The sequence below is a fragment of the Brevundimonas sp. KM4 genome (assembly GCF_000964075.1).
Classification (GTDB): Bacteria; Pseudomonadota; Alphaproteobacteria; order Caulobacterales; family Caulobacteraceae; genus Brevundimonas; species Brevundimonas huaxiensis.
The window spans coordinates 189,797-206,439 of record NZ_JZRG01000005.1 but is presented as its reverse complement, the minus strand read 5'-3'; the positions used below and the strand labels follow the sequence as shown (position 1 = coordinate 206,439).

Genomic DNA, 16,643 nt, shown 5'->3' with positions numbered 1-16,643 from the left:
GCCGAACACCGGAGACACGCCGATGTCCAATCTCGACCTCGCCCTGATCGCCATCCTGGGCGGCGAAGTGCTGGGGTTTCTCGCCTTCGCCAGGGACAAGCGGCGCGCCAAGGCCGGCCTGTGGCGCACGCCGGAATCGACGCTCTTGCTGTTCGGCCTGATCGGCGGGCTGGGCGCCTGGATGGGTCAGCACATCCTGCGCCACAAGACGCGCAAGGAGCCGTTTAGGACCCAGTTCGGCCTGATCGTCCTGCTTCACCTGATCCTGCTGGCGGGCGCCGCCGCCTGGGTCATTCTATAACGCGATCGCCCTCGCCCGCCCCATCCTCACCCGCCACGATCCGCGTCGCGGCCAGGTCGGCGGTGACGTTGCCGACGGTGCGGAAGATGTCGGGGATGACCTCGACCGCCAGCAGCAGCGGCAGCACGCCCAGCGGCAGGCCCATGGCCAGGCAGATGGGGCCGATGGCGGCGAAGAAGCTGACCTAGCCCGGTAGGCCCACCGAGGCGATGGACACGGCGATGGCCGTCAGACCGCCGGCGATCAGCACGCCGAGTCCCAACTCCACCCCGTGCAACTGCGCCACATAGAGGCAGACCGCCAGATTGGCGACCGGGCTGGTGATGCGGAACACCGCGACCGCCAGCGGCAGAACGAGGCCGGCGGAGGTCTGTGGCACGCCCAGCCAGTCGCGCGCGCGCTCGATCATGACCGGCAGGCTGGCCAGCGACGACTGGGTCGAGACGGCGACGACCTGGGCCGGGGCCACGGCGCGCGCGAACCGGCCCAGCGAAATCTGCCCCCACACGACCGCCACGACATAGATGATCAGGATCAGGCCGATCTGGCTGAGGCAGACGATGGCGACATAATGGGCCAGCGTCCCCGCCACCCCCAGGCCCGCGCGCAAACCCACGCCCAGCGCCAGGGCGAACACCCCGAACGGCGCCGCCAGCAGCACCCAGTGGACGATGACCACCATGGTCTCGGCCACCGCCTCGAAGAAGCCGGCCAGGGGCCGCCGCAGCTCGGCCTTGATCCGCGTCGCGGCGAAGCCGAAGGCGACGGCGAAGACCACCACCGCCAGCACCCCGTCGTCGGACGCCGCCTTGATGACATTGGCCGGCGCCAGACTGGCCAGGAAGGCGCGCAGGCCGTCGGTGCGCGCCGCCTCGCCCACGGTCGCCAAGGATTCGGCGCTGACGCCCGCCAGCAGCACACGCCCTGCCTGCGGATCGATCGGCCAGACCGCCAGCAGGCCCAGACCCGCCAGGATCGCATAGAGCGTCGCCCCGACCAGCAGCACGCCGAACACCACCAGCGACCGCACCGCGATCCGGCCCGTCGCCGCCGCATCGGCGATGGAGACGATGCCGGTCACCAGCAGGCTGAACACCAGGGGAATGACCGTCATGCGCAGGGCGTTCAGCCACACCTGGCCCAGGCTCTCGACCACGCCCAAAGCGCCGGTCAGCCAGGCGGCCTGCGACCCTTGCGCCAGGGCGCCGACGACGACGCCGGCGACCAGGGCCGCGATGACGAAAAAGCTCAGGGAGGTGAAGAAGGCGGCGATGCGGGATTGGCTCATACCCTAGCGCTAGCACCGCTTGACGCATCGCGCGCGTCAAACTTCTGTCGGTCGCTGACAGTTCATGTCGTCGCAGGGCGAACCCCGGTCGCATAAAGCGCGTTGATGCGACGAAAGGAACTCCATCATGTCCCGTCTGCACAAACTCGTCCCATTGATCGGCAGCCTACTGCTCTCTAAGGGCGGCCGTCGCGTCGCCGGACGCCACGCCGGCAAACTGGCCCTGGCGACCCTGGCTTATGAGGTGTGGCGCAGCCGGCGCGAGGGCGCCAAGCCCAAGGTCACTCCGCAACCGCGCGGACGCTGGAGCGGTCGCCGTCCGCGCTGAGGCCGCAATCGCCGCTCGACTTCTGGGGCGGCGTTGCGAATAGTCACGCCTCGCCCCCACCCCGGAGCCGACCCATGATCAAAGTCCACCATCTGAACGACAGCCGCTCGCAACGCGTCCTGTGGCTGCTCGAAGAGCTGGGCCTCGACTATGAGGTCGTGCGCTACGAACGAAACCCCGGCAACCGACTGGCCCCGCCCGAACTGCTGGCGATACACCCGCTGGGCAAGTCGCCGGTCATCGAGGACGGCGCGGTCAAGGTCGCAGAGACCGGGGCCATCGTCGAATATCTGCTCGATACCTACGGCCAAGGCCGCCTGCGTCCGGCGATGGGAACCGAGGACGGCCGTCGGTTCACCTATTGGCTGCACTATGCCGAGGGGTCGGCCATGCCGCCCCTGCTGCTGAAGCTGGTCTTCAGCATGTTGCCGCGCCGCGCCCCCGCTCTGCTGAAACCCATCGTCAATGGCGTCGCCAACAAGGCGATCGCCAGTTTCGTCGACCCGCAACTGCGCACCCATGTCGGCTTTTGGGAAGACGAACTGGGCCGCTCGGAATGGTTCGCGGGCGATCAGTTCACCGCCGCCGACATCATGATGAGCTTTCCGGTCGAGGCGGGCGCCGACCGCGCCTTCGATGCCGAGACCAAGCCCCGCCTGAAGGCCTTCCTGAACCGCATCCATGCACGGCCCGCCTATCAGCGCGCGCTCGAACGCGGCGGTCCCTACAGCTACGCGTGATCGGATCGTGATCGCGACGGCGCAACCCGCCGTGGTCGAGGGCGTTAAGGTCTCATGCGCCTTCAAACCATTCAGATCGTGGCCGGACTGGCTGCGGCCGTCGCCTTCGTCCTCGCCTTCATGGCGGCAGGAGCCGCCTTGATTTCCGGCATCTTCATGCTCGCCGGCCTCGCCGCCGTGGGTTGGCTGGCCTACAGCCTCATCAAGGGCGTCCTCCGGCGCGACCACAAGCCCGAACCGCCGGCCCGCGCCTGAGGGGTCAACCGGGGCGGGCGTTACGCTCTTGAATTGCTGAGCGAGAAACCCTAGTCTTGATGCCCGGCCGCGCCCGCCCCGCGGCCTTTTGTGTGCTTATCTCGCGTCTTTCCAGTCTCCGGGCGAACCAGAAAAATCACGACACAATGGAAAAAGTGCCGATGACGGCCGAGGGCTACCGCGTCCTCGACGATCAACTGAAGCAATTGAAGTCGGTCGAAAGGCCGAGCGTGATCGCCGCCATTTCTGAGGCGCGTGAGCACGGCGACCTGTCCGAAAACGCCGAATACCATGCCGCCAAGGAGCGTCAGGGCTGGATCGAAGGCCAGATCGCCGAGATCGAGGACAAGATCAGCCGCGCCCAGGTCATCGACGTGTCCAAACTGTCGGGCAGCCAGGTCAAGTTCGGCGCCACGGTCACCGTGGTGGACGAAGACACCGAGGAAGAGGCCACCTATCAGATCGTCGGCGAACACGAAGCCGATGTGAAGAAGGGCAAGATCTCGATCGCTTCGCCGATCGCGCGCGCCATGATTTCCAAGGAGGTCGGCGACGTCGTGGAGGTCAACACCCCCGGCGGCGTGAAGGCGTACGAGATCCTCAAGGTCGAGTGGAAGTAACAGTGGCGGGGGCGGCGTCCGCGCGCCCCCTCTCTCCCGATCCCTTGGCCATCTGGGTCGTCTCCGACGGCCGCGCCGGCATCGAGAATCAGGCCCTGGGTCTCGCCGAGGCCGTTCAGCGCCTGACCCCGGCCGAAATCACGATCAAACATATCCGCTGGCGGCCGATCTTCGACCGCCTCCCGTCGGCGTTGAAGACCCCGGCGATGCTGGCGTCCGCGCCGCTGACCGGCCCCTGGCCCGATCTGTGGATCGCCACGGGTCGCGCGACCCTGCCGCTGTCGACCCGCATCAAGGCCTGGAGCGGCGGCAAGACCTTTATCGTTCAGACCCAGGATCCCCGCTGGGCCAACGACCGCTACGACCTGATCGTCGCCCCCGCCCATGACGGTCTGTCGGGCGACAATGTCTTCGAGATCACCGGCTCGCCCCACCGCATCACGCCGCAGCGGATCGCCCAGGCCGCACCCGCCTTCGCCGACCGGATCGCCCCACTGCCCCATCCGCGCATCGCGGTGCTGATCGGCGGCAAGTCCAAGGCCTTCGACCTGCCCCCCGCCCATGCGGCTGAACTGGCCGACCAGATCGCCGACGCCGTACGAGCATCCGGCGGCGCACTGATGCTGACCTTCTCACGCCGGACGCCCGATGCCGCCAAGGCCGTCATGACGGCGCGCCTTTCGGACCTGCCGGGCTGGATTTGGGATGGGACAGGCGAAAATCCCCTGTTCGGCTTCCTGCATTTCGCCGATCACATCCTGGTCACCGAGGACAGCGCCAACATGGCGGCCGAGGCCGCCTCCACCGGCAAGCCGGTCCATGTCCTGCCGATGATCCCGCTGAAGGCCGGCGACAAGTTCGCCCACCTGCACGACGACCTGCAATCGCGCGGCGCCACCCGTCCGTTCGACGGCGCGCTGGACGGCTGGACCTACGAGCCGCTGGCCGAGACCGACCGCGCCGCGCGCGCCGTTCTGGAAGCGATGCAGACGCGATAGCGAGACCCACGTCCGTTCCTGACGCCGTCACGCCCTAAGGTGACGACCGTCAACAGCAGGCCTTCTAAGAACGGTTCGCAAAAATCTGCACAAAAGTGCACAAAAAGATTCTGAAACGGCCTTTTCAGTCGCCGCCACCCCCGCCGCCGCCGTCACAGCCGCTGTCCGCGCTGCAGTCAGAGTCGCTGGGCTGGGACGTATCCGATGACGGCATGACAGCGCCGCCGTCCGATCCGCCGCCCTTTTTGGCCTTCATGTTCGCCGCCCCCATCAGAGCCACGCCGAACCCTGATCCGATGGCCGTGCCCAGAGCGAGACCCAGGCCAACGTTGTCCAACGCCACGCCCAGCGCCACGCCGATTGACAGGCCCAGACCGATCCCAATCGGCAAGAAGGCCGCGTTCTTGTTCGTCATCCCCATCTCCCCTTCATGTCGGGCGAGACTAGCATCGCGCAAACGGGAATCACCGCCTAAATAGGGGCCATGACCCAAGCTCGTACCGTTCGCGTCGCCATCATCGGTTCCGGTCCCGCCGGCTGGACCGCCGCCATCTACGCCGCCCGCGCCTCGCTGAACCCCGTCGTCATCGCTGGCATCCAGCCGGGCGGCCAGCTGACCATCACCACTGACGTCGAGAACTATCCCGGCTTCGCCGACACCATCCAGGGCCCGTGGCTGATGGAGCAGATGCAGGCCCAGGCCCTGCATGTCGGAACCGAGGTCATCCACGACATCGTCGTCTCCGCCGACCTGTCGCAACGGCCGTTCCGCCTGACGCTGGACAGCGGCGAGGAGATGCTGGCCGAGACCGTCATCATCTCCACGGGCGCCCAGGCCAAATGGCTGGGGCTTGAGAGCGAGGCCGCCTATCAGGGCTTTGGCGTCTCGGCCTGCGCGACCTGCGACGGCTTCTTCTATCGCGGCAAGGAAGTCGTGGTCGTGGGCGGCGGCAACACCGCCGTCGAAGAGGCGCTGTTCCTGACCAACTTCGCCTCCAAGGTCACGGTCGTTCACCGCCGCGACGAGTTTCGCGCCGAGAAGATCCTGCAGGACCGGCTGTTCGCCCACCCCAAGGTCGAGGTGATCTGGAACTCGGCGATCGAGGAGATCGTCGGCGTTGTGGACGGCATGGCCAAGAACGTCACCGGCGTTCGGCTCAAGAACGTCCAGGACGGCTCGACCCGGGAAATCCCCGCCGACGGCGTCTTCATCGCCATCGGTCACGCCCCGTCGTCGGAACTGTTCAAGGGCCAGCTCGAGACCAACGCCGGCGGCTATCTGAGGGTCAAGCCCGGCACCGCCTCGACCGAGATCGAAGGCGTCTGGGCCGCCGGCGACGTGACGGACGACGTCTATCGCCAGGCGGTGACCGCCGCCGGCATGGGCTGTATGGCCGCCCTGGAAGTCAGCCGCTTCCTCGCCGAAGAGGACCACGCCAAGGCTCACCACCCCATCAGCCACGCCGAGGCGGAGAAGATCGGGGTCTGGTGACCCCGATCCTGCGCGATCAGTAGGCCGAGGCCTCCGTCAGTTCCGCCAGATCCTCATCTGACAGCCTAAGCGTCGCCGCCTTGAGCGTGTCAGCCAGTTGTTCGGTCGAGGTGGCGCTGACGATCGGGGCCGTGACGCCCGGCTGGGCCAGCAGCCAGGCCAAGGCGACCTGGGCGGGCGTGGCCTCGTTCTTCTGAGCCACCGCGTCGAGAACCGCCAGGATGCGCACGCCACGCTCGTCGAACTTGTCCTTCAGCATGCCCTCGCGCTTGGTCCCGGCGATCTGATCGACGGTCTTGTATTTGCCGGTCAGGAAGCCGCTCTCCAGGCTGAAGTAGGTGATGACGCCCAAGCCCTTCTCGACGGCCAAATCCTGCAACCCGCCCTCGAAGGTGTCGCGGCTGTAGAGGTTGTAGTGCGGCTGGATCGTCGCATAGGCGGCCAGACCCTCACGTTGCGAGATATCCAAAGCCTCGGACACCTGCTCGGCCGAATGGTTGGACGTGCCGATGGCGCGCACCTTGCCGGCCTGCACCAGCTTGTCCAGCGCGCGCAGCGTCCCCTCCTGCGGCGTCTTCGGATCGGGCCAGTGCGTTTGATACAGGTCGATATAGTCGGTCTGGAGCCGGCGCAGCGACGCCTCGACCGCCGTCTCGATCCAGGCCGGCGACAGGTCGTTGTGGCCCTGCCCCATGTCCGATCCGACCTTGGTCAGGATCTTGACGTCGTCGCGCCGACCGCGCGCCTTCAGCCACTTGCCGATGATCGTCTCGCTTTCACCGCCGGAATGGCCCGGGACCCAGCGCGAATAGGCGTCGGCGGTATCGATGGCGTCAAAGCCGGCCTCGACGAAGGCGTCCAGCAGGGCGAATGACGTCGCCTCATCCGCCGTCCAGCCAAAGACGTTGCAGCCGAACACCAAGGGGGCGATGTCCAGGCCGCTGGAGCCGAGCTTGCGTTTGGGAAGGGTTGTCATGGGGAGGTCTCCTCTGGGGAGCCCTCGACATATGCCGCATCGCTACGACCGCAACCGCCTCGGCGGCGGTCAGCCGAAGAGTTGAAGACCCGGAGGCGCGTAATCGACCGGTTGGCCCTGACGCCGACGCAGGGCGTAATCCACGGCCGTCTGCACCGCATGTTCGTCGGTCGGTTTGGACAGGACGCCGATGGTGCCGGCCACGCCCTCGCGCACCATGCCGGGATTGGCCGTCATGAACAGGACGGAGACGCCCATGTCCTGGCCCAGTTCGCGACCCAGATTGATCCCTGTCGGACCATCGGAAAGGTGGATGTCGACCAGCGCCAGATCGACGTCGTTCTCGCGCACCAGATCGCGCGCGGCCTGTGCGGTCGCGGCGACGCCCAGAACCTCGTGACCGAGATCCTCCAGGACGAACCTGAGCTCCATCGCAACGAGAGCTTCGTCTTCGATGATGACGATACGCGCAGTCATGGCTCGGTCGGGGGTTCGGGAACGTACGTAACGTCAGTGTGAGGGATAGGTTTCAATAGAGGACTAATTTGAATACCCGCCCGCCGCGCGTCGCCTGGACAAGGCCGTCGCCGGCAGATCCACGATGACCTGAAGACCCTCTGGTCGCCATTCGCGCGACAACCGACCGCCCAGCTGTCCCTCGACCGACAGACTGGCCAGGGAGGAACCGAAGCCGGTGCGCTGCGGCATGCCCTGGATGACCGGACCGCCCGTTTCCGACCAGGTCAGGACGAAGCGATCCTCCTGTCGTTCCGTGTCGAGCGTCACGACTCCTCCGCGCTCGGACAGGGCGCCGTATTTGGCGGCGTTGGTCGCCAGCTCATGGAACAGCAGAGCCACGGAAGTCGCCGCCTGGTCGTCGAAGACGGCGTCCTCACCCCGGATGATGACGCGCGTGCCGCCCGTCTCGTCCGTATAGGCCTTGAACAGGTCGGACAGGAAGGAATGCAGCGTCGTCGCACCGATCGTGGTCTTGGACGTCTCTGTATGCGGTCGCACGAACTCATGCGCCCGGGCCAGGGCGGCGATGCGTGTGCGCAGCGAGGCGGCAAACGCCTTGGCCTCCGGATACTGGCGCGCCGACAAGGCGACCAGGGCGGTGACCACGGCGAAGATGTTCTTTATCCGGTGGCTCAGCTCCTGGCTGACCAGCTCGCGGCCCTGCTCCAGCCGCTTCAGTTCATCGATGTCGGTGCAGGTGCCGAACCACCGCGTGATCTGCCCGTCTTCGTCACGGATCGCCACCGCACGTCCCAGCGTCCAGCGATAGACGCCGCTATTATGCTTCAGGCGGTATTCGATTTCGTAGGGCTCGCCCGTCTCAAGCGAGTGACGCCAGGCCGTCCAAGCCCGCTCCTGATCGTCCTTGTGGAACATATCGTTCCAACCTTCGCCGTCTGTGGAGCCGACCGGCACGCCGGTGAACTCATACCAACGCGCGTTGTAGTAATCGTGGAAACCGTCGGGCTGGGTGGACCATACCATCTGCGGCATGGCGTCGGCCAGAACCCGAAACCGGGTCTCGCTTTCACTGAGAGCACGAGCGGTTTCGGCCAAATCCGTCTCGATGGTCTTGCGCTCAGTGATGTCCACCGCGACGCCGGGGAAGCGGATCGGCTTGCCCTCCGTGTCGAAATAGACCTGACCGCGCGCCAGAACCCAACGCTCGTCATCGCCCTGGCCCAGACGATATTCGCTGACGAAGGCGCCGTCGCCCGTCATGGCCCGGTCGATCTCGTCGGCGACGCGCTGGGCGTCGTCGGGATGGACGTTGCTGGTGAAAACCTCGATGGCCGCGCCCTCGCGCGCCGCTTCGGGATCCACGCCATACATGCGAGCAAAGCGTTCGTCGGCGATCACGCGGTTCTCGGGAATGTCCCAGTCCCAGGCCCCGACATAGGCCGAGGCCTCTATCGCCAGCCGCGCGGTGCGGTCGCTGAGGTCCCGGTCCAACAGGGCGCGACGCAGCTCCAGTTGCGTCATCACCTGATGCGCCAGGGTCTTGAGCGCCATGAGCTGAAGCTCGGTCAGACCTTGCGGGCGCGGCTTGTCATCCAGAACGCAAAGGGCGCCCAGCGGCACGCCGTCGGGCGTCCTCAGCGGATAGCCGGCATAGAAGCGGATGTGCGGCGGGCCCGTCACCAGGTCATTATCGATGAAGCGGTTATCCTGCATCGCGTCGGGGATGACCATGACGTCGTCGCCCAGCATGGCGTGTGCGCAGAACGACAGCGGGCGCGGCGTTTCGCGCACGCCCAGACCGACCTCGGACTTGAACCACTGACGCTGGGAATCGACCAGACTGACGGCGGCCATCGGCGCTTCGCAGATGCGCGCGGCGAGCGACGCCAGATCATCGAACGACCCTTCAGGCGTCGTGTCCAGCACGCCGTAACTCGTCAGGGCCTTCAGACGGTCGGCTCCGTCCCACCTCGGACAATCGACTTCGGGGTGGGTCAAGCAGGCGTCCTCGTTGGGCCGGTCAGGCCCGGCCATCGACATCAATGCTCGGAGTGACGAAGCGTTGCAATGCTGGATGTCAGTTCACGGGGCGACCGACTTCCTCCACATCCATTGTCGTGACGCCCGCCGGGGCCGGAGCGGCCGGCTTTGTGGCGGCTGCGGGCCGCTCCAGGGCGTTCAGGCGCGCGTTGATGGCGGCGACTTCGTCACGCGTCGGCAGGCGCCGACCGCCCAGGCTGACGACGCCGACGACCCGCTGTTGGCCATTGATCTCGACCGTCTTCAACGGCGCATCCTTGACCGGCGCATCGGGATCGGCGCCGCCGGTTGCGGAGCCCGCCGCGATCGTCATACGGGGACGCGAGAAGCGCGCCTCGTCGATCGCCGGTTCGCGCCCATTGTAGGTTTTGCGGAAGGCGGCCGTTTCGCCATAGACGCCCTTCCAGCGATAGAAGATGTGCGCACCGATCTGCGTCACCTTGGCCACCGTCGGCGCCCACCAGGGATGCACATAGTCGGCGTGGTAGTGGGTGGCGGTGCCGACGTCCTGAGCCACGGCGCCGTTCAGCGCCCGCTCCGCCACCTTGCGCGCCCGATCCCACGCCCAGCCGACCGGCGCCTGGCTCAGCGAGCCGTCGCAGGTGAAGCTGAACTGACAGCCGGTGACGCGTTCGGCGCCCTCGAACACCACGCCGCAGACGGTGTTGGCGTAGTTCGGATCGCGCACGCGGTTCAGGACCACCTGCGCCACGCCCGCCTGGCCGTTGTCCGGCTCCAGCGCCGCCTCGTAATAGACGGCTTGGGTCAGGCAGCGCAAAGCCCGCCTGCGATCCTCGGCGCTGCCCTTGAACACGAACGGCAAGGCGGGACGCAGCGCGCCGGACGCCGGCGCCATCGCCGCGTTCAGACGTTGGGCCTCAAGGCCGCTCTTGCCGGGTTCCAGACCCGGCTTGCCGGCCAGCGTCAGGCTCTCCCAACCCGGCGTCAGTCCGTAGAGAGCCGGCTGCAGAAGGTTGGGATCATGCCGCATGGCGATAGCCAGCTGCGACGGGGTCAGACGCCCCTTGATCGCCGCCAACCCGCCCGCGCCGAGATCGCCGCCGGTGATGCGCGAGACCGCCTCAGCGGTCCGGTCCATATCGGGACGGACGCTAGACCCTGCCGCCATGGCGACGCCCAGCACCGCGCCGGCTGCGGGCAAGGCCGCCGCCGAACGCCTGAGCGCCTTCCACATCGTCTTCCAGGGCAACCGGGTCATTCAGGGTCCAACAGCCGCGATCGGCGCAACGGCCTTTCGCTGAGATCGCGCGTCTAGTCCGACTTATAGGCCATTTTCCGGCGCCACGACGACCGCCGTTATCGCACCCCTTTGCGCGTCAGGGGTGGTCGCCCCAAACGCAAGGTGTAAAGCTATGTTCCAGCGGCGCAAACGCGTCGCTGGTGGGGCGAACCGACGATATGAGCGCAGGCGGATCGAAAGGGCGGATCGCAGGCATGGATCGCTGGCTGGTCGGCCTGGCGCGCTTGCCCGCGCCCTCTGCGTCGCGTCGTCTTTTGATCGGGATCGGCATCGCGCTCGCCGGGCTGGCGATCCGGGCGGCGGCGTCGCCGCTGTATGGCGAGGTGACCGGCTTCACCATCCTGTTGCCGGCGGTGACATTGGCGGCTCTGGCGGCCGGCTGGACGGGCGCTCTGGCGGCGCTTTTGGTCTGCACCGGCGGCGGCTGGGCGATCGTCGCGCTGACGGCGACCGGTCAGGATGGCGTGCTTGACGCCATCGGCGGTGCGGCGACCTGGAACTTCGTTCTGGTCGGCCTGTTCTTCGCGTTGGTGGGGTCATCACTGCGTAAGGCTCTGTCGCGGCTGAGTGAAAGCGAGACCCGCTTCCGCGAACTGGCCGATACCGCCCCCTCGCCGATCTGGCTGCTGGACGCCAAGGGCGAGTTCGAGTTCGTCAACGCCGCCGTCTTCACCCTGCACGGGCTGGACATCGAGGCGTTGCGCGAAGGCGGCTGGAAGACAGCCGTGCACCCCGACGATCTGGAAACCGTAAAGGCGGCCGAGAAGGCCGGCGCGGCTGATCGTAAACCGTTCCAGATGGAGGCGCGCGTTCAGGGACAGGATGGCGTCTGGCGCTGGATGCGGGCCGTCGTGCGTCCACGCTTCGATGGCCAAGGCGCCTTCGTCGGCTATGCCGGCATTTCGTTCGACGTGACCGAAACCCACGAGGCGCTGGATGCCGCAGCGCGCGCCGCGCGACGTCAGGCCTTCCTGCTGGATCTCAGCGACCGACTGCGCGACCTGACCGATCCCGAAGACATCATGGCCGATGTGGAGAGCACCCTTGGCGCCCTGCTGGATGTCGAGCGGGTGGGCTATGGCGAGGTCGATCAGGCGGCAGGCGTCGTCTCCATGAGCCGCGACTGGACCGCCGGCGTCGAAAGCGCCCAGGGTCAGTTCAGCCTGAACGCCTTTGGCGAAGGTCTGATCGCGGACCTGAACGCAGGCCGCACCATCCAGATTTCGGATGTGCGCGAGGATCCTCGGACGGCGGCGGTCGCCGACGCCTTCGACGCCATCCAGACCCGCGCCTTGGTGCGCGCGCCGCTGATCCGCACCGGACGCTTGCGCGCGTTCCTCTATGTCCATTCCGCGACCCCGCGCGACTGGACCGAGGCTGAGGTCAGCCTTGTCGAGGAAGTCGCCGCGCGCACCTGGGCCGAGGTCGAGCGCGCCCGCGCGGAAAACGAGACCCGTGAGAGCGAGCAGCGCTTCCGCGCCATCGCCGACACCGCGCCGGTTCTGATCTGGGTCACGAAACAGGATCGCACGCGCGCCTTCGTCAACCGCGCCTACGTCGATTTCCACGGCTCGGACTATCAGACCGTTCTCAACCTGGATTGGCGCGACGTGCTGCATCCTGAGGATCAGGCGCGCATTCTGGCGGAGTCCGTGAATGGAGAAGCGACGCGCGAGCCCTTTTCGATGGAGGCGCGCTATCGCCGTCACGATGGCGAATGGCGCTGGCTGAAATCCTTCTCACGTCCCCGACTGGCGGGTCAGGAGGTTGTCGGCTTCGTGGGCGTGGCGTTCGACGTGACGGACATGCGCACGGCCCAGGCGCGACTGGAGGAATCCGAAAACCGCTTCCGCACCGTCGCCGACAGCGCCCCCGCCCTGATCTGGATGAGCGACGATGCCGCCCAGATGGTGTTCGCCAACAGGCGCTATCGCACCTTCTTCGGCGTGGAGGCCGATGCGCACCTGCCCGATAGCTGGCGACGCCTGATCCACCCGGACGATGAAGGGGTCTTCGCCGCCGCCTTCATGCGCGCCTTCGTGGCCCGGGATCGGTTCGAGGCGCTGACGCGGATCAACCACCCGACGCTCGGCCCGCGCTGGCTGCGGACCGAAGGCGTGCCGCGCTTTGACGCCTCGGGCCTATTCCAGGGTTATGTGGGCGCCTGTCTGGATGTGACCGACGCGAAGCGGGCCGAAGACGATCTGAAACGCATCAATGAACTGCTGGAAGAACGGGTCGACGAGGCCCTGGTCGAAAAGGCCCAGGCCGAGGCGCAACTGGTCCACGCCCAGCGGATGGAGGCGGTGGGGCGGCTGACCGGCGGGGTCGCGCACGACTTCAACAATCTGCTGACCGTCGTGATCGGGGCGTTGGACATCATCCTGCGCAGCGAGGATGCGGCCAAGCGCAAGAAGCTGGGCGAAGCGGCGCTGGCGGCGGCGCGACGAGGTGAGAGCCTGACGCATCAGTTGCTGGCCTTCTCGCGTCGTCAGGCGCTGCGGCCCGAGCCGATCGATCTCAACGCCCTTATCCGCGAGAGCGAACCGCTGCTGCGTCGGGCCGTCGGCGAGGCCGTGGACTTCAAGGTCAAGCTGAAGCGCGGCGGCGCGCCCGCCAATGTCGATCCGGCCCAGTTCGAAGCCGCGTTGCTGAACCTGATCGTCAATGCGCGTGACGCCTTGGGCGATGTGACCGGGGCCAAGGGCCGCCAGGCCCGCATCACCGTGCAGACGCGGGCCTGCACCGTCGAAGCCGGACAGATCGCCGAACTGTCGGCCGGCGACTATGTCTGCGTCAGCGTCGCCGACAACGGCGAAGGCATGTCGCCGGACATCCGCGACCGGGTGTTCGAACCCTTCTTCACCACCAAGGGCGTCGGCAAGGGGACGGGCCTGGGCTTGAGCCAGGTCTATGGGTTCGCGCGGCAGTCGGGCGGTGGGGTCCAGATCATCTCCGAGCCGGGGCGCGGGGCCGAAATCTGCATCTTCCTGGCCCCGCTGTCGGCGGAAGACGCCGCAGTGACGTCGAGCCTGGTCGCCGCGGATGGCGCCGGCTTGGTCGAGGGCGGGCGGATGTTGCTGGTCGAGGACGACGCGGGCGTGGCCGCCATCGCGCTGGAAATCCTGGAAGGCTTCGGGCTGGAGGTCGACTGGGCCGAGACGGGCGACGATGCGTTGAAGTTCCTTCAGGCCGACGACTTCGATCTGATGCTGACCGACGTGGTGATGCCCGGCGGCATGAGCGGGATCGAACTGGCGCGCGAGGCGGCGGCGCGCTGGCCGGATCTGCGGATCGCCCTGACCTCGGGCTACGTCGGCGAAGACGTGGATGCGGTGCTGGCCGACACGGTCTGGCCGCTGCTGAGAAAACCCTATTCGTCGGACCAGTTGCGCGCCCTGCTGGAACGCCTAAGCGCTGCTCCGGCGATCTGACAGCCAAAGAAAAACGCGCCGCAGCGATGCGACGCGTCGATCTGTCTGGAGCTGCAGCTGGATTTAGCGGCGGGCCTTGCGGGCGGCGTAGCGTGCGTCGCGCTTGGCCTTCTGCTCTTCCTTGGTCAGTTGCTTGCGCGCCTTGCGGTCGGCGCGCTTCTCGGCGTCGATCTCTTCCTGGGCGGCGAGTTCGGCGGCCAGACGCGCGGCTTCCTTTTCAGCCTTCTCGCGACGCAGCTCGGCCTTGGCCAGTTCGTGCTGTTGACGCAGGGCTTCCTTTTCGGCGGCGCGCTTTTCGGCCAGCAGCTCGAACTCGGGATCGGGCGCGGCGGCCTTGGGCTTGAATTTGGCGAGCAGGGCCTTCTTGGCCTCTTGCTGGGCGGTAATGCGGTCGGAGAATCCGGTCTTCAGATCTTTCATGCGAAAGCGTCAGGGTTCCTTGTGAGCGACCAGGGCGGTCGTCGGGGGTCAGGCTGCGCCACGCACGGCCCGAAGCGGGGCGCACAAAGCCGATAAGCGCGCGAAAATCAAGGTTCGCAGCCCGCAAATCGGCCTGATGCGTCATTTGAAGCGTCGCGGCGGCGCGGCCGCAACACCTCAATCAGATAAGCGACGCGGCCCGTATCGCAAGCGCGGCGATAAGAGCGTGCGTCGATCAAGGCGGTCTTAGTTCGGCTTTTGCGCCTGACCGACAGCCGTTCCGGCCGCGCCGCCAACGGCGGCCCCGACCGGCCCGCCGACGACCGCGCCGGCGATGGCGCCGCTGGCGGCCTTCTGCTCGATGGTGGTGCCGCAGGCGGACAGGGCGAGCGCCGCCGCAGCGGCTGCGGTCAGGGTTATGATTTTTGTCATGGGCTTCTCTCCAAAGGCCACGCTTCAACGCAAACGCCGCACAGCGGTTCCTGGCTTGGGTTCTAGTTGCGTGGACACTCCAGGCCACATTTCTAAACAGATTTGATATGTACGTTTTAGTCTGTCGCGCTGCAACATATCTACAGATAACAAGTCTCACTGTAGTCGGATACAGTATTCAAGCGATAGATTTATCCGACCTTGCCGGTTTGCAGCCACACAGGGCGCCGAGACTAAAAAATGCTCACCGAAATCGACGCGTTAACCATAGGATTGCGAATCGAACACATTGAGGCCATAAAAGGCTGGCTAAAGGCCCGTCCTCGACGCCCGGGCCAGTGAGCCGAGCGCCGGAATTTGCAGGCTGGACCGCGACCGCAATGGGTCGCCTTGCCGGCAAGACTACCCCGGGGGCCGCGTTTCTCGCCCTGCTGAACAGGACTACCTCGTTGTCGCATTCCTCGCAGACGCGCGCCATTTTGCGCGCCGATCGTGTGGCCAAGATCAAGCCCATGACGGCGGCTGCAGCCTTTGGCGGTCTGTTGGGACTGGCGATCGGATGCGCCTATCTGGGCGGCACGACGGCGCGCGCGACGACGCTGCGCGCCCAGGCCGAACGGATTCAGGGCGCCACCGCCGCCGGTTTCACGGAAGAAGCCCTTGCCGCCGCCGCCGGCGGCCTCGACGCCAGCGCCCTGACCATCGCGCGCCGTCATGATCCCTACACCAGCGCGGGCTCGGCCCAGCGCGATCGACAGGCCGAACTGCTGGCCGCTCGTCTCGAACAACTCCGCGCGCCGGGCGATCCCAATCTTCGCCGCGCCAGCCTGACCGCACCGACCGCCGCGCCCGCCTTCCGCGTGGCCAACGCCCTGGACGCCAGCCGCGATCTCGATTGCCTGACCCAGGCCGTCTATTACGAAGCCCGTGGCGAAGGCGCCGACGGCATGAAGGCCGTGGCTCAGGTGGTCCTGAACCGCGTGCGCCACCCCGCCTTCCCCAAGACCGTCTGCGGCGTCGTCTTCCAGGGCGCGGCGCGCAGCACCGGTTGCCAGTTCTCCTTCACCTGCTCCGGCGCGATGCGCGGCCGGGTCAATCAGGCCGCCTGGAACCGCGCCAGGACCGTGGCCTCGAACGCCATGTCGGGGTCGGTCTTCTCGCGCGTCGGCAATGCGACCCATTTCCACACCACCGCCGTGACGCCGGGCTGGCGTTCGTCGCTGGTGCAGGTCAGCCAGGTCGGCAGCCATCTGTTCTATCGCTTCGGCGGCCGTTCGAGCAGCGGCGGCACCTTCACCTATGCCGCCCGTCGCGCGGCGCCGGCGGACCAGCCGCGCCTGATCCAGGCCGGCCTGAACCCGGTCGAGACCGCGCGTCAGGCCGGACAGGCGGTCGCCTATTCGATGGTGCTCGCGCAGGAAGGTCGCGCCCTGCCCGCGCCGGCGGCCCAGTCGACGACGTCTTCGCCTGCCGCCACACGCGCCGCCGCGTCCCAGCCGGCTTCCCGCCCCGCACGGGCGAACGACACGCCGGCCAAGACCGACGTCGCCGAGACGGCCTCCAGCCCCGCTTGATCGG

At 67.0% G+C, this 16,643-nt stretch carries 15 protein-coding genes and 2 pseudogenes; 9 read left to right on the top strand and 8 right to left on the bottom strand.

What is annotated here, in order from left to right; all coding sequences use genetic code 11:
- The first annotated feature begins 22 nt into the window (after positions 1-22).
- The gene (locus tag VH88_RS02550; RefSeq protein ID WP_045809840.1) at positions 23-301 is read left to right on the top strand and encodes a DUF1294 domain-containing protein; all 279 of its coding nucleotides are present in this window, start codon (positions 23-25) and stop codon (positions 299-301) included.
- On the opposite strand, the pseudogene VH88_RS02545 reads toward VH88_RS02550, so the two are convergent.
- A pseudogene (locus VH88_RS02545) lies at positions 291-1,589 on the bottom strand (dicarboxylate/amino acid:cation symporter). The gene VH88_RS02550 and the pseudogene VH88_RS02545 overlap by 11 nt on opposite strands.
- Positions 1,590-1,716: 127 nt before the next feature.
- Here VH88_RS02545 and VH88_RS02540 point away from each other — a divergent pair.
- The 5 genes from VH88_RS02540 to VH88_RS02520 all read left to right on the top strand — a co-directional run bounded on the left by VH88_RS02540 (position 1,717) and on the right by VH88_RS02520 (position 4,530).
- Entirely contained in the window at positions 1,717-1,917 is a 201-nt protein-coding gene (locus VH88_RS02540) for a hypothetical protein (protein ID WP_045809839.1), read from the top strand.
- 74 nt (positions 1,918-1,991) lie between these two features.
- Positions 1,992-2,657: a glutathione S-transferase family protein gene (locus VH88_RS02535; RefSeq protein WP_045809838.1), complete on the top strand. Its 666-nt coding sequence runs from the start codon at positions 1,992-1,994 to the stop codon at positions 2,655-2,657.
- 54 nt (positions 2,658-2,711) lie between these two features.
- Complete coding sequence (locus VH88_RS02530) at positions 2,712-2,912, top strand: hypothetical protein (protein WP_045809837.1); 201 nt, start codon at positions 2,712-2,714, stop codon at positions 2,910-2,912.
- A 146-nt stretch (positions 2,913-3,058) separates the two neighbouring features.
- A complete protein-coding gene (gene greA, locus VH88_RS02525) occupies positions 3,059-3,532 on the top strand; it encodes a transcription elongation factor GreA (protein WP_017504734.1) in 474 nt (157 codons plus the stop codon).
- On the top strand, positions 3,523-4,530 hold the full coding sequence (locus tag VH88_RS02520) for a mitochondrial fission ELM1 family protein (RefSeq protein ID WP_197070968.1): 1,008 nt from the start codon (positions 3,523-3,525) through the stop codon (positions 4,528-4,530). The genes greA and VH88_RS02520 overlap by 10 nt, the downstream gene beginning before the upstream one ends.
- 124 nt (positions 4,531-4,654) lie before the next feature.
- Here the strand turns inward: VH88_RS02520 and VH88_RS02515 are convergent, their stop codons facing one another.
- Positions 4,655-4,945 (bottom strand): hypothetical protein, encoded by a 291-nt coding sequence (locus VH88_RS02515; protein ID WP_052689467.1) that lies wholly within the window; start codon positions 4,943-4,945, stop codon positions 4,655-4,657.
- Positions 4,946-5,014: 69 nt separating this feature from the next.
- On the opposite strand from VH88_RS02515, the gene trxB reads away from it, so the two are divergent.
- A complete protein-coding gene (gene trxB, locus VH88_RS02510; RefSeq protein ID WP_045809834.1) occupies positions 5,015-6,022 on the top strand; it encodes a thioredoxin-disulfide reductase in 1,008 nt (335 codons plus the stop codon).
- Between the two features lie 16 nt (positions 6,023-6,038).
- Here trxB and VH88_RS02505 read toward each other — a convergent pair whose 3' ends face one another.
- The 4 genes and pseudogenes from VH88_RS02505 to VH88_RS02490 form a co-directional block, all read right to left on the bottom strand.
- Positions 6,039-6,998, bottom strand: coding sequence for an aldo/keto reductase (locus VH88_RS02505; protein WP_045809833.1), 960 nt, complete (start codon positions 6,996-6,998; stop codon positions 6,039-6,041).
- 69 nt (positions 6,999-7,067) lie between these two features.
- Positions 7,068-7,490 (bottom strand): annotated as a pseudogene (locus tag VH88_RS02500) (response regulator); the annotation flags it as partial.
- 48 nt (positions 7,491-7,538) lie between these two features.
- Positions 7,539-9,476, bottom strand: coding sequence for a PAS domain-containing protein (locus tag VH88_RS02495; protein ID WP_231576557.1), 1,938 nt, complete (start codon positions 9,474-9,476; stop codon positions 7,539-7,541).
- A 79-nt stretch (positions 9,477-9,555) separates the two neighbouring features.
- Complete coding sequence (locus VH88_RS02490; protein WP_045809831.1) at positions 9,556-10,737, bottom strand: cell wall hydrolase; 1,182 nt, start codon at positions 10,735-10,737, stop codon at positions 9,556-9,558.
- Between the two features lie 236 nt (positions 10,738-10,973).
- On the opposite strand from VH88_RS02490, the gene VH88_RS02485 reads away from it, so the two are divergent.
- Positions 10,974-14,213, top strand: a complete 3,240-nt coding sequence (locus VH88_RS02485; RefSeq protein WP_231576556.1) for a PAS domain S-box protein — start codon at positions 10,974-10,976, stop codon at positions 14,211-14,213.
- A 63-nt stretch (positions 14,214-14,276) separates the two neighbouring features.
- On the opposite strand, the gene VH88_RS02480 is transcribed toward VH88_RS02485, so the two are convergent.
- Both VH88_RS02480 and VH88_RS02475 read right to left on the bottom strand, forming a co-directional pair.
- Positions 14,277-14,633 (bottom strand): DUF6481 family protein, encoded by a 357-nt coding sequence (locus tag VH88_RS02480; protein ID WP_045809829.1) that lies wholly within the window; start codon positions 14,631-14,633, stop codon positions 14,277-14,279.
- A gap of 246 nt (positions 14,634-14,879) precedes the next feature.
- Positions 14,880-15,065, bottom strand: coding sequence for a hypothetical protein (locus VH88_RS02475; RefSeq protein ID WP_045809828.1), 186 nt, complete (start codon positions 15,063-15,065; stop codon positions 14,880-14,882).
- A gap of 449 nt (positions 15,066-15,514) precedes the next feature.
- Between VH88_RS02475 and VH88_RS02470 the strand changes: the two genes are divergently transcribed.
- Positions 15,515-16,639: a cell wall hydrolase gene (locus tag VH88_RS02470; RefSeq protein WP_082064342.1), complete on the top strand. Its 1,125-nt coding sequence runs from the start codon at positions 15,515-15,517 to the stop codon at positions 16,637-16,639.
- Positions 16,640-16,643 lie beyond the last annotated feature (4 nt).